Raw genomic sequence first — 12,814 nt, forward strand, 5'->3', positions numbered from 1 at the left:
ACGGCCGGGAGCACCCGTCCTGGATCACGCGGCCCCCTTGCGCCGGGGGGAACCCAATCCTACGGTGTCACATAGGAATCACATCGCAAGGGAGCAGCGGACATGAGTGATGGGGGCACCGCCCGCGTGAGCGACTTCGGGCGCGGGGACGCGCGCAAGACCGCCGAAGGACTGGAGTACCTCTCCGGCTTCGGCAACGAGCACAGCTCCGAGGCGGTCCCGGGCGCCCTGCCCGTGGGCCGCAACTCGCCGCAGCGCGCACCGCTCGGGCTGTACGCGGAGCAGCTGAGCGGTACGGCGTTCACCGAGCCGCGGGCGCACAACCGCCGCTCCTGGCTGTACCGGATCCGCCCGTCGGCCGCCCACCCGGCGTTCACCCGCACGGCCAACGGCGCGCTCCGCACCGCGCCCTTCACCCAGACGGTGCCCGACCCCAACCGGCTGCGCTGGAACCCGCTGCCCGAGCCCGCCGGGGACACCGACTTCCTGGCCGGCCTGTGGACCCTGGGCGGCAACGGCGACGTCACCCAGCGCACCGGCATGGCGGTGCACCTGTACCACGCCACCGCCTCGATGGACCGCGTCTTCAGCGACGCGGACGGCGAGCTGCTGATCGTCCCGGAGCGCGGCGGACTGCTGCTGCGCACCGAGTTCGGGCTGCTGCACGCGGAGCCGGGGCACGTCGCGCTGATCCCCCGCGGGGTGCGCTTCCGCGTGGAGCTCCTGGAGGAGACCGCCCGCGGCTACGTGTGCGAGAACTACGGCGCCCCCTTCCAGCTCCCCGACCTCGGCCCGATCGGCGCCAACGGGCTGGCCAACGCCCGGGACTTCCGCGCGCCCGTCGCCGCGTACGAGGACGTCGAGGGACCGGTGGAGGTGGTGAACAAGTTCTGCGGCAACCTCTGGTCGGCCACCTACGGCCACTCCCCGCTCGACGTCGTCGCCTGGCACGGCAACCACGTGCCGTACGTCTACGACCTGCGCCGCTTCAACGTGATGGGCACCGTCTCCTACGACCACCCGGACCCGTCGATCTTCACGGTGCTGACGTCTCCGAGCGACACCCCCGGTCTCGCCGGGGTGGACTTCGTGGTCTTCGCCCCGCGCTGGCTGGTGGGCGAGGACACCTTCCGGCCGCCGTACTTCCACCGGAACGTGATGAGCGAGTACATGGGCCTGATCGAGGGCGCCTACGACGCGAAGGCGGAGGGCTTCGTGCCGGGCGGGGGCTCGCTGCACAACATGATGTCGGCGCACGGCCCCGACCGGGAGACCTTCGAGAGGGCGAGCGCCGCGGAGCTGCGCCCGCAGAAGATCGACGACGGGCTCGCCTTCATGTTCGAGACCCGCTGGCCGGTGTCCCTGACGCCCCAGGCGGCACGGGCGGAGCACCTGCAGCAGGGCTACGACGACGTGTGGCAGGGCCTCGAGCGGCACTTCCGACCGTTGCACTGAACCGATTCCGACAGGTACGGATAGCCCGTGACCTCCTTCGCTCCGGACTCGATCGTCCTGAACCGCAAGCTGCCGCTCTGGTACCAGGTGTCGCAGTCGCTGCGCGCCTCGATCCTCGGCCGCGCGCCGCAGGACCCGTTGCGCCTGCCCACCGAGGAACAGCTGGCCGGGCACTACGGGGTGAGCGTGCTGACCATGCGCCAGGCGCTGAAGGAGCTGGAGGAGGAAGGACTGATCACCCGTCACCGCCGGCGCGGCACGTTCATCGAGCCCGGCGCCAGGCGGGGCACCCCGGTCCGCCTGCTGGGCTCGGTGGACGCGATCGTGGCCCAGCAGTCCGGGATGACCACCGAACTGCTGGAGCACGGCCCGGCGCCGGTACCGGCCGACGTGGCCGAGTACTTCCCGGACCTGTCCGAGGCGGCGGCCTACCACCGGCTGCGCAGCGACGAGAAGACGGGCGAACCGACCAACCACGCCCGCAACTACGTCCGCCCCGAACTGGCCGCCCGGATCGACCTGGACGACCTCGTGCGCTGGCCGATGACCAAGGTCCTGCGCGATGTCGTCGGGGTGGACATCAGCCGCATCACGGACACGGTGGAGGCGCGGCTCGCCGACCCGGAGACGGCCCGCCTGCTCCAGGTGCCGTTGCTCAGCCCGATCCTGCACTACACGGGGGTCACGTACGACACCGACGGCCGCCCGCTGGACGTGGCCGTCATCAACTACCGGGGCGACCGCTTCTCCTTCACGGTGACCCTGGACGCCACCTGATCGGCCGCCCCGACCGCCCGCCGGCCGAAGGCCGTACGATGCCCAGCGTGACGCACGACGACACTCCGCCGCTGGCGGACCTCATGCCGTGGTCCGTCGCACCGCCCCGGCTCGGCCGGGGGTGGCCGGCGGGCCCCGACGCCGCGTCCCTGAAGGCGCGTTGGGACGCCCTCGTGAAGGCCGAGGGGCCGGACCGCGAGGCGCTCTTCCAGCCGACGCGCGCCCGGACCCCGCACACGGCGGTCGGGCAGCTGCCGGGACGGAGCGGGGGCACCGGGCGGCTGGCCCGCGCCTCGGGTCCGTGCCCGGAGCCCGTGCGGGTGCTGCACGCCCCGTTCGACGAACAGTGGCTGATCCCCGACCAGCGGCTGATCGACGCGGCCCGCCCGGAACTGTGGCGGGTGGCGGACGAGCGGCAGGTCTTCGTCGTCGAGGTCCCCAAGGCCTCCGGCTCCCCCGGTCCCCCGCTGCTCGCCACGTCCCTGCTCCCGCTGCTCCGTCCCGGCCGGGTCCGCCCGCTGTACCGCCGCCCCGGGGGCGCGGAACCGAATCTGGCCCCCGGCCTGTGCGCGCACCTGGCCGCCCGGCTCGGCCACCGGGTGCCGCCGGCCGACGTCCTCGCCTGGGCGATGGCCGTGGCGCGCGCCGCGCCCGGCGGACCGGTGGTCCCGCTCACCGGGGACGCCGGCGCGTGGGAGCGGGGCGTGGAGGTGGGCCGCCGGATGCTGTGGCTGATGCGGCGCGACGGGGAGCGCCCCCGGCTCCCCGGCGGGCGCCGCCCCTACGTCCGCGCCCCGCTGCCCTCCCGGCCGTCGGCGGTGCGCTACGACCACGACGAGGAGGCGTTGTCGCTCGACGAGGGCCGCATCTCCCCGGTGCCGCCCGGGGCCTGGGAGTTCGAGGTGGGCGGGGTGCGGGTGCTGGAGCAGTGGCTGGCGGTCCGCACGGAGGGGGCCGAGCCGGGCACCCTGGCCGCGATCCGGCCGGCCGCCTGGCCGCAGGCCTGGACCTCGGAGCTGCTGGAACTGATCACGGTCCTCGCCCTGCTCTCCGAACTGCGCCCGCAGCAGGCCGCGTTGGCGGATCCGGCGGCGCCCGACCCGATCACGTCGGCCGAGCTGCGCGAGGCGGGCGTCCTGCCGGTGCCGTCCCCCGCGCGCCGTCCCGCCTCGGTGCTGGACGCGCACGAGGAGGGGCCCGAGGGGCAGCTGGCGCTGATCTGACGCCGGATCCCGCTCACCGCCGCGGCGCGAAGCCGTCGAGCACGCGGCCCAGCGCCCGTTCGAACACCCCCTCCGGCCTCCCCACCGAGGACGAGGAGCGTGCCGCACGAGCACGTCGGCGCACGACGGCAGCGCGGTGTCCGGCCGGCAGCTGCGGCGTACGCGCAACGACCCGGGGCTGCTGGTGGTGATGGCGTCGGGCGGTGTCATGACCGGCATGTTCCAGTCGGCGCGGGACGTCCACCGCGGGGTGACGGACCGGCTGCGCACCCTGCCGGTGAGCCGGGCGGCCGTACCGGTGGGGCAGGCCGCGGCGGACGTGGTGGTCACGGCGGCCGGGACGGTGCCGTTCCTGCTGGTGGGGCTCGCGGTCGGCCGGCGGGTGGAGGGGGGGGCGCGCCCGAAGCGGTGGGCGCGGTCGCCCTGTTGCTGCCGTTCCGGTTCGCGTGCGGGTGGACCGGGATCTTCCTCGGGCTGCTCACCCGGAACGAGGAGGCGGCCGGCCGGCCGGGCGGGGCGGCCTTCCTGCTGCCGCTGCTGTCCAGCGCGTGCGCCCCGGCCGAGGGGCTGCCCGACGGACTGCGCACGGTCGCGGAGCGGAACCCGATCAGCGCGGTGGCGACGGCGCCGCGGGACCTCTTCGGCAACGCGCCCGTGCCCGGGGGCGCGGCCTGGCCGGTGGCGCATCCCGTCGCGGGGTCGCCGGGCCGGTGCGCGGTGCTGCTGGTGGTCTTCGTGCCCCTCGCGGTGAGGCGCGCGGCCGGGACGGAAGGGGCCGGCGGGCCCCCGGCTCGCTGCCGGGTGGGATCAGGGGGCGCCGACCGGGGACGTGCTCGTGCTCGGAGCGCACCGGCCGCCCCTGCGTGCCGCGGGGATGACGGACGCGGGCGGGGCGCTGCGCCGGGACGGCGGAACCGTCCGGGCGCGGGCGCTACCGGCTGCCGAACAGGGAGCGGCGCAGACGACGCAGCGGGGCGAAGAGCGAGACACGGCTCGCCCGTGCCCGCGCGCCCTTGGCTCCGCGGTCGTGCGCGGTGTCACGCGCGATGAGCTCACGCATCAGCGACGTCGCCTCGGCCGTCTCCCGCTGCGGGACGGCGGGTCCCGCCAGTACCGAGAGGTGGCGGTCGAGGCGCGAGCTGGTCGCGCTGCTCCCGCAGGTGATCGCAGGGACCCTGGCCCTGCTGCGCACTGTTATCTGTTCCATGTCACTCCCCACCCGTACGAGTCCACCCGGCCCGGGCAGGGTAACCCTATCGCCCCGTCCGGGCACACGTGTATCGAGGCCACAGGATTCACCTTCCCCATAAGGGGGTTGACGAACACACGACGGTTACTCTCCGAATCCGACCGTCTTCAGGGCGAGTTGGACGATGGGCCGACCAGTGGGTTGCGGTGATCCCCCGTCAGGTTCGACGGTCACCGCGAGTGACGTCGCGGACCTCCCGAGGCCGGAGGCGACCAGGGGCGTGTCGCCCTCGAAGAGCCCCAGGGAGCGGGGCCCGGCGTCCGGGCCCATCAGCCACAACTGGCGCACACGTCCGTTCGGAGGGTCGTCGTATCCGCCGAGGGTGACGACCGCGCTCCCCTCCGACACGGAGGCGATCACCGCGATCGTGCGGCCGCGCGCGTCCCGGCCGCTGCCCGCGCGGGCGTCCGGAGCGGCGAGGACGTGGGCGATCTCACGTGACCGGTCGCGTTCGGCGTCCAGCCGGTCCCGGGTCCGGTCCGCCTGGACGGCGAACAGGGAGGCGACGACGAGCGCCGCGGCGGCGGTGGCCGTCGCGAACGGCACGAACAGCGGCGGCCTCCGCCGCTCGCGGGCACGCGGCGAGGGAGCCGCGCCCCACACGTGCGGCGGCAGTCGCGGCGCACGCGCGCGGGCCGTCTCCCGGGGCGCGGGGTCCTGCGGAGTGGCCCGTGCGGCGGCCAGGACGCGCTCGCGCAGGGCGGCGGGCGCGGGGGCGGCCGTGGACCAGGCGAGACGCACGGCGTCCTCGGCGAGGGCGCGCACCTCGGCGGCGCAGCGGCCGCAGGACCCCAGGTGCCGCTCGAAGCGGACGCGTTCGGCGGGTTCGAGCGCGTCGAGCGCGTAGGGGGCGGCGAGCGAGTGCGGATCCCCGCGGCGCACCAGACGGGCCAGCAGGCTCATGCCGCACCTCCCAGGCAGTCGCGCAGACGGGTCAGGCCGTCGCGCATACGGGTCTTGACCGTGCCGAGCGGCAGCGACAGCCGCTCGGCCACCTCTCGGTAGGTGTAGCCGTCGTAGTAGGCGAGGGTGACCGACTGGCGCTGCAGCGCGGTGAGACGGTCCAGGCAGCGGCGGACCCACTCGCGTTCGAGTCCGGCCTCGACCTCCTCGGCGACCTGGTCGAAGGCGGGGCCGTCGGCGCGCCGCGCCTCGCGCCGCTCGCGCTCGCCGGCCGCGCGGGCGCTGCGCACCCGGTCGACGGCGCGGCGGTGGGCGAGGGTGAGGACCCAGGACAGCGCGCTGCCCCGGCCGGGGTCGAACCGCGCGGCCGAGCGCCAGAGTTCGAGCAGCACCTCCTGGGCCACCTCCTCGGACTGGGCGGGATCGCGCACCACGCGCCGCACCAGTCCGTACACCGGCCCGGAGACCAGCCCGTACAGCTCCTCGAACGCCTTGTGGTCGCCCCCGGCCACCCGTACCAGAAGCTCGTCCGCCTCCAACGCGCATCCTCCCCCCTGTGGGCCCCGCCGGGCCCGCCCGCTCGACACGAGGCATGCGCGGCGAGCGCGCCTCCGGAGGGGAAGTACGGATCGGCGGGCCGAAAACGCGGGTCCGGCGGCGGGAAATGCCACGGGCCGACGGTCGCGGAGGCAGCGGTCCGGCGGCGGATCCCGAAAACCCGGCCCGTCCGAAAGTCCGACCAATCCGTCCCGCCGCCCGTTCCGAATCCCGCTGCGTCAGGCAAGTAGGCACTGAGGACGGACGGCATGACACCTAACTCCAGGACCGGTGCGGGGCGCGGGAGTCTCGCGACCCTCGTCTGTGGTGCGCTGGCCGCCGGGGGGCTCGCAGCCGCCGGCGCCACCGCGCTGGAACCGGGGGCGGCCTCCGCCTCCAGCCACCGGGAGGCCCCGCTGATCTCGGGCACCCCGCAGTACGACAACACGGACCTGTACGCGTTCGTCAGTCCCGACAAGCCGGACACGACGACGATCATCGCGAACTGGATCCCCTTCGAGGAGCCGGCCGGCGGACCGAACTTCTTCACCTTCGCCGAGGACGCCCAGTACGACATCCACATCGACAACGACGGCGACGCGCAGGGCGAGGTGCTGTTCCGCTACACCTTCACCACGCACACGAAGAACGGCGGGACGTTCCTCTACAACACGGGCCCGGTCACCGCCCTGGACGACCCGGACCTCAACATCACGCAGACCTACGACATCGAACTGCTGAAGCTGAAGGACCAGCGCCCGGTGTCCCGCACGAAGATCGCGGACGACGTGCCGGTGGCGCCGTCGAACGTCGGCAAGGCGTCCATGCCGGACTACGACACCCTGCGGAAGCAGGCCGTGCGCGAACTGGCGGGCGGCACGACGACGTTCGCCGGGCAGGCCGACGACCCGTTCTTCCTGGACCTGCGCGTCTTCGACCTGCTGTACGGCGGGAACCTCTCCGAGGTCGGCAACGACACCCTCAAGGGCTACAACGTCAACTCCCTCGCCCTCCAGGTCCCGACCCGCATGATCACCGAGTCGGCGGACCAGCCGGTCGTCGGCATCTGGTCGACGACCCAGCGCAAGAACGCCGCGGGGCACTTCGTCCAGGTCTCCCGGCTGGGCAACCCGCTGGTCAACGAGGTCGTCAACCCGCTCGAGGACAAGGACGCGTTCAACGCGTCCGCGCCGTGGGACGACGCGCGGTTCCTGAAGAACGTCACCCACCCGGAGCTGCCGAAGCTCATCGAGGCGATCTACAGGATCGACGCGCCCGACGAGCCGCGCGACGACCTGGTCGACGTGTTCCTCAAGGGCGTCGAGGGACTCAACCGGCCGCCCCACGTGAGGCCGTCGGAGATGCTGCGCCTCAACACGTCGGTCGAGCCGGCGGCGAAGCCGAAGCGGCTGGGCGTCCTGGACGGCGACAACGCGGGCTTCCCCAACGGGCGGCGGCTGACGGACGACGTGATCGACGCCTCGCTCCAGGTCGTCGAGGGGGAACTGGTCGGGGCGGAGAACGACCTGGGGGACGCGGTCGACGCCAACGACAAGGAGTTCGGGGCGTCCTTCCCGTATCTGGCGAACCCCACGGAGGGTTCGCGCGGCCCGCTCGCCAAGGGCGTGGACGGCGGCAACGACGTGCGCAACCAGCTCGGTGACGCGCTCCGGCCCGCGGGAGCGGGAGGTCCGGGCGACACCACCCTGATCGCCGCGTCCGCGGGCGCGGGCGCCGGCGGCATCCTGCTGGTCGGCGCGGCCCTGCTGTGGTGGCGCCGGATGCGCGGCCGGGCGTACTGAGCCGGCCCGCCGGCGGGCCGCCGGGGCTCCCGGCCGCCCGCCCGCCGACAGGCGCGGCCCGTTCCCCCTTCCCCCACGGCACGGGCCGCGCCGCCTGCCTCCGCACCCAGCGAGCGACCGAGGAGAGGTCATGCCTGCGCGTACCGACGACAGCGCCCGTGAGAGCGGGCGGGGCACCGCGCCGCCCGCCCCGGCGGAACCCGGGCCCGAGGAACCGTCCGGCCCCGCCACGGGACCCGGCACCGTGGAACCGCCCGGCCCCGCCACGGCCGCCGCCCCGCGCCGGTTCTCCGCCGCCGCGCGGCGCTCGCGCGGGACCCGTCTCGCCCTGTGCGCCGGTCTGCTGGCCGTCGCGATGACCGCCGGGGCCGTCGCGGTGGGAGGCGGCCGGGGCGGAGAGCGGGCCGGGGCCGGCGCGGCAGCGGCGGCCGGGGCGCTCGCGCCCGGTGTGCTCGCCGGGGGCGACCTCGACGCCGGGGTCCGCGCGCTCCAGACCCGTCTGCGCGCCCAGCCCCGCGACTTCGGCGGCTGGGCCACCCTGGGGGTCGCCTACGTCGAGCAGGCCCGGATCCACGGGGACCCCTCGCGCTACCCGCAGGCCGAGCGGGCGCTCGACCGCTCCCTCGCCCTCGCACCCGGCAACGACCAGGCCCTCGCCGGCCGGGCCGCGCTCGCCGCCGCCCGGCACGACTTCACCGGCGCCCTGGAGTACGCCGACCGGGCCCTGGAGCGGAACCCCTACAGCGAGCGCGCCCTGTGCTCCCGCATCGACGCCCTGGTCGAGCTCGGCCGCTACGACGAGGCCGCCCGGGCCGCCGGCACCGCCGACCGCAGGCGGCCCGGGGTGCCCGTCTTCACGCGGTACGCGTACGTGCGGGAGCTGCGCGGCGACGTGCGGACCGCGCGGGAGGTGCTGGAGCGGGCCCTGGACGGCGCCTCCTCGCCCGCCGACGTGGCGTACGTCGCGACCGCGCTCGGGCAGCTCGCCTGGAACCAGGGGGACCACCCGGCGGCCCTGCGCCACTACGCCCGCGCGCTCGCCGCCGAGGAGGACCACCTCCCCGCCCTGGAGGGCCGGGCCCGCGCCCAGGCCGCGGGCGGGGACCGCGCGGGCGCCGTCGCGACGCTGGAGCGGGTCGTCGCCCGCTCCCCGCTGCCCGGTCCGCTGGTCGCCCTCGGCGAGCTGTACGAGGACCGCGGCGCCGACGGCGACCGGGCGAGGGCCCGTGAGCAGTACGCCCTGGTGGACGCCTGGACCGCGCTGGCCCGCGCCGGGGGTGTGGACGCCGACCTCGACACCGCGCTCGCCACCGCCGACCACGGCCGCCCTGGGGAGGCCCTGCGCGCGGCCCGCGCCGCGTGGGACCGCCGGCACGGTGTGCACACGGCGGACGCCCTCGCGTGGGCGCTGCACGTCAACGGCCGTGACGAGGAGGCCCTTCCGTACGCCCGCCGGGCCACGGCCACCGGGTACCGCAACGCCGCCTTCCTCTACCACCGCGGCATGATCGAACGCGCCACCGGGCACGACCGCGCCGCCCGCGCCTCCCTCGCGGCGGCCCTGGAGCTGAACCCCGGCTTCTCGCCCCTCGGCGCCCGTGCGGCCCGTGCCGCGCTGAAGGACCTGGAGGGGGCACGGTGATCCTCCGCCGCTCCGTCACCGCCGCGGCCGCCGTCCTCACCGCCGGGTGCGCGCTCGCCCTGCTCCCGGCCACGGCGGCGAGCGCGCACCCGCTCGGCGACTTCACCGTCAACCGCTACGACGGGCTGGTCGCCGCGCCCGGCGAACTCCGCGTCCACCATGTCGAGGACCTCGCGGAGATCCCGGCCACGCAGGCCGGGCCGGACGTCGGCCGGCTGGGCCGGGACGCGTGGGCGCGCCGGCGCTGCGCCGCGGCCGCGCGCGACAGCGAGGTGCGCGTGGACGGCCGCGCGGTCCCGCTCGCCGTGCGCGACAGCCGGGTGCGCGTGCGGCCCGGCCGGGCGGGGCTCGACACCCTGCGCGTGGAGTGCGGGCTGCGCGCTCCCCTGCCGGAGGGCGGCGCGGTGGACGTCGCCTTCCGCGCGGCGGGGGCGGCGTCCGGACCGGGCTGGCGGGAGATCACCGCGCGCGGCGACCGCATGACGCTCACCGGCTCGGACGTGCCGGACAGCTCGCTCTCCCGCGAGCTGACGCGCTACCCGGAGGGGTTGCTCTCCTCCCCGGCCGGCACCACGACCGCAGCCCTGCGCGTCCGCCCCGGCGGCCCGGCGCTGGCGGGGCGGGAGGCCGACGCGCCCGCCTCCTCCGTGCTGCCCCGCGGCGCGGACCGCTGGACGCGCGCCCTGGGCGACCTCGTCGCACGACGCGACCTCACGGCCGGCCTCGCCGCGCTCGCCCTGCTGACCGCCGTCCTCCTCGGCGCGGTGCACGCGCTCGCGCCGGGCCACGGCAAGACCCTCATGGCCGCGACGGCGGCGGCGCGCGGTGGCCGGGCGCGGCCCGGGGACGTGCTGCCCATGGCCGCCTCGGTGACGGTCACCCACACCCTCGGCGTGGTCGCCCTGGGCCTGCTGGTCACGGCCGGTTCGGCCGCCGCGCCCTCGGTGGTCGCCTGGCTGGGCGTCGCGAGCGGCGTCCTCGTCACCCTGGCCGGCGCGGGCCTCGTACGCCGGGCCCTGCGCAACCGGGGCCGCGCGCACCGGCGTCCGCACCCGCACCCCCACGGCGACGACCACGGGCACCACCACGGCCACAGCCACGACCACGGCCGGGATCACCCGCACCCCCACGGGACGACGCACACCCACGGCGGCCGCACCCACACGCATCCGGCCGCGCCCACCCTCCGCGGCACGATCCTGCTCGGTTTCGCCGGCGGGCTGGTGCCCAGCCCGTCCGCCGTGGTGGTGCTGGTCGGCGCCGCGGCGCTCGGCCGGGCATGGTTCGGGCTGCTGCTCGTCGTCGCGTACGGCGTGGGCCTGGCCCTGACCCTCACCGCGGCCGGGTACGCGGTCGTCGGGGCGGGCAGCGGGGTGACCCGGCTCCTGGCCCGGCGCCCCCGCTGGACGGCGGCCCCGTGGGCGGCGCTGGTGCGCCGGAGCGCGCCCCTGGGGTCGGCGTTCGCCGTCGTGGCCCTGGGAGCCGGATTGGTGTTCAGGGGGGCGGCATCCGCGCTGGGCTGAGCTACTTTCATGAGGAAAGGCAGATTTCGCCCGGCTGCGAATGGGGGCGCCGTGTCCGAGGAACCGGGCGGTGAGCGGGTGGTCGCGGGCCGCTACCGACTGCTGTCGCCGCTGGGCGAGGGCGGCATGGGCACCGTGTGGCGGGCCCGTGACGAGGTGCTGCACCGCGAGGTCGCCGTCAAGGAGGTCCGCGCCCCGGCCGGGCTGCCGGCGTCCGACGTGGAACGGATGTACGCCCGTCTGGAGCGGGAGGCCTGGGCGGCGGCCCGGGTCGCCGACCGCAACGTGGTGACGGTCTACGACGTGGCCACCGAGGACGGGCGCCCGTGGATCGTCATGGAACTGGTGCGCGGCCTGTCGCTGGCCGAGGTGCTGGACGCCGAGGGGCCGCTGCCGCCGCGGCGGGCCGCGCACATCGGCGCGGAGGTGCTGGCCGCCCTGCGGGCCGCGCACGGGGCCGGGGTGCTGCACCGGGACGTGAAGCCCGCCAACGTCCTGATCGCGAACGACGGACGGATCGTGCTCACCGACTTCGGGATCGCCACGGTCGAGGGCAGCTCCGCGCTGACCATGACCGGGGAGGTCGTCGGATCGCCCGAGTTCCTCGCCCCGGAGCGGGCGCTGGGCCGCACGCCCGGCCCCGAGTCGGACCTGTGGTCGCTCGGCGTGCTGCTGTACGCGGCGGTCGAGGGCCACTCGCCCTTCCGGCAGGACACCCCGCTGAGCACCCTGCGGGCGATCGTCGACGAGGAGCTGCCGCCGCCGCGCCGGGCCGGTCCGCTCACCCCGGTCGTCGAGGGACTGCTGCGCAAGGATCCGGCTCGGCGGCTCACGGCGGAGCGGGCGCAACAGGACCTGCGGGTCATCAGTGCCGGAGGCACCGTCTCCGGGGAGGACACCCCCCGGGCGGACACCGCGGTTCCGGCCGCGTACGCCCCGACCGTGGCCGCGCGTCCGCGGGCGCACCACCCCGGGCCCCCGCCCACGCCCCCGCTGCCGGCCGCGGGAGCGCCGGCCGGGACCACCGCGGTCACCCGGCCCGAGCGCGGCCGCCGCGCCGTCGTCGCCCTGGTCGCGGGCGTGGCCCTGCTGGCCCTGGCGCTGGCCGGGCTGACGTATGCGCTGCTGGACCGCGGGGACGGCGGCGGGGACGGCGGTTCCGGCGCCCGGGACCGGAGCACGCGGGCGGGTTCGTCCGCGCCGGCCGGTGAGGACGGGAACGGGGCCGGGGCGCCCCGGACGGACGGGCCGGCGCCCTCCCCCGGCACGAGCGGCGCACGGGAGAGCACGCCCCCGCCCCAGACGGTGTCGGTGACGGTGACCGGCGCGCACACGGAGTACTCCGGCGGCTGTCCGCCGCCCGAGGACGGGGCGCCCGCGTTCACGGCGACGTTCACGGTGGGGCGGCTGCCGGCCGAGGTCTCCTACCGCTGGGTGGCCGAGGACGGCTCGGTGGCCGATCCGGGATGGCGGACGCTGTCGTTCCCGGAGGGCGGCGGGCGTACGCGGCAGGACACGGTGGCCGTGACGACGTACTCGCAGAGCGGCACGTTCGAGAGCAGGATCGGTGTGGAGGTCCGGGAGCCGGTGGAGACGGCGTCGGACTCGGTGCCGTTCTCGGTGACGTGCGAGACGGAGACCCCGCCGGGCGGGGCCTCCCCTTCTCCTTCCGGTTCTTCCGGTCCGGTGACCGCGCCCTGACG

General features: G+C 76.1%; 10 protein-coding genes and 1 pseudogene. 8 read left to right on the top strand and 3 right to left on the bottom strand.

Annotated features, from left to right (window positions below; all coding sequences use genetic code 11):
* Positions 1-102 precede the first annotated feature (102 nt).
* From hmgA to GL259_RS38640, 4 genes and pseudogenes are all read left to right on the top strand, one after another.
* Complete coding sequence (gene hmgA, locus GL259_RS09620) at positions 103-1,455, top strand: homogentisate 1,2-dioxygenase (protein WP_159531112.1); 1,353 nt, start codon at positions 103-105, stop codon at positions 1,453-1,455.
* A 27-nt stretch (positions 1,456-1,482) separates the two neighbouring features.
* Entirely contained in the window at positions 1,483-2,232 is a 750-nt protein-coding gene (locus tag GL259_RS09625) for a GntR family transcriptional regulator (RefSeq protein ID WP_159531114.1), read from the top strand.
* Positions 2,233-2,270: 38 nt separating this feature from the next.
* Entirely contained in the window at positions 2,271-3,455 is a 1,185-nt protein-coding gene (locus tag GL259_RS09630; protein ID WP_159531116.1) for a type ISP restriction/modification enzyme, read from the top strand.
* 136 nt (positions 3,456-3,591) lie between these two features.
* Positions 3,592-4,217: pseudogene (locus GL259_RS38640) on the top strand (ABC transporter permease); the annotation flags it as partial.
* A gap of 169 nt (positions 4,218-4,386) precedes the next feature.
* Here GL259_RS38640 and GL259_RS09640 read toward each other — a convergent pair.
* From GL259_RS09640 to GL259_RS09650, 3 genes are all read right to left on the bottom strand, one after another.
* Positions 4,387-4,662, bottom strand: coding sequence for a hypothetical protein (locus tag GL259_RS09640; RefSeq protein ID WP_159531118.1), 276 nt, complete (start codon positions 4,660-4,662; stop codon positions 4,387-4,389).
* Between the two features lie 126 nt (positions 4,663-4,788).
* On the bottom strand, positions 4,789-5,607 hold the full coding sequence (locus tag GL259_RS09645) for an anti-sigma factor (protein WP_159531120.1): 819 nt from the start codon (positions 5,605-5,607) through the stop codon (positions 4,789-4,791).
* Positions 5,604-6,146, bottom strand: coding sequence for a sigma-70 family RNA polymerase sigma factor (locus tag GL259_RS09650; RefSeq protein ID WP_159531122.1), 543 nt, complete (start codon positions 6,144-6,146; stop codon positions 5,604-5,606). Before GL259_RS09650 ends, GL259_RS09645 begins: the two co-directional genes overlap by 4 nt.
* 267 nt (positions 6,147-6,413) lie before the next feature.
* Here GL259_RS09650 and GL259_RS09655 point away from each other — a divergent pair, with 267 nt between their 5' ends.
* The 4 genes from GL259_RS09655 to GL259_RS09670 all read left to right on the top strand — a co-directional run bounded on the left by GL259_RS09655 (position 6,414) and on the right by GL259_RS09670 (position 12,812).
* Positions 6,414-7,946, top strand: a complete 1,533-nt coding sequence (locus GL259_RS09655; RefSeq protein ID WP_159531124.1) for a DUF4331 domain-containing protein — start codon at positions 6,414-6,416, stop codon at positions 7,944-7,946.
* Between the two features lie 130 nt (positions 7,947-8,076).
* Entirely contained in the window at positions 8,077-9,588 is a 1,512-nt protein-coding gene (locus GL259_RS09660) for a tetratricopeptide repeat protein (RefSeq protein ID WP_159531126.1), read from the top strand.
* Positions 9,585-11,111 carry a nickel transporter gene (locus tag GL259_RS09665; protein ID WP_159531128.1) on the top strand — a complete coding sequence of 509 codons (1,527 nt, stop codon included), beginning with the start codon at positions 9,585-9,587 and terminating at the stop codon, positions 11,109-11,111. The genes GL259_RS09660 and GL259_RS09665 overlap by 4 nt, the downstream gene beginning before the upstream one ends.
* Before the next feature lie 78 nt (positions 11,112-11,189).
* Positions 11,190-12,812 (top strand): serine/threonine-protein kinase, encoded by a 1,623-nt coding sequence (locus tag GL259_RS09670; RefSeq protein ID WP_243762552.1) that lies wholly within the window; start codon positions 11,190-11,192, stop codon positions 12,810-12,812.
* Positions 12,813-12,814: the final 2 nt, after the last annotated feature.

Origin of the sequence: Streptomyces sp. Tu 3180 (assembly GCF_009852415.1) — a bacterium.
In the GTDB taxonomy this organism is placed as follows: Bacteria; Actinomycetota; Actinomycetes; order Streptomycetales; family Streptomycetaceae; genus Streptomyces.

Bases quoted from the DNA above. Each gene is read 5' to 3' on its own strand.
- hmgA (WP_159531112.1), top strand. From the start codon at position 103: ATGAGTGATGGGGGCACCGCCCGCGTGAGCGACTTCGGGCGCGGGGAC.
- GL259_RS09630 (WP_159531116.1), top strand. From the start codon at position 2,271: ATGCCCAGCGTGACGCACGACGACACTCCGCCGCTGGCGGACCTCATG.
- GL259_RS09640 (WP_159531118.1), bottom strand. From the start codon at position 4,662: ATGGAACAGATAACAGTGCGCAGCAGGGCCAGGGTCCCTGCGATCACC.
- GL259_RS09645 (WP_159531120.1), bottom strand. From the start codon at position 5,607: ATGAGCCTGCTGGCCCGTCTGGTGCGCCGCGGGGATCCGCACTCGCTC.
- GL259_RS09655 (WP_159531124.1), top strand. From the start codon at position 6,414: ATGACACCTAACTCCAGGACCGGTGCGGGGCGCGGGAGTCTCGCGACC.
- GL259_RS09660 (WP_159531126.1), top strand. From the start codon at position 8,077: ATGCCTGCGCGTACCGACGACAGCGCCCGTGAGAGCGGGCGGGGCACC.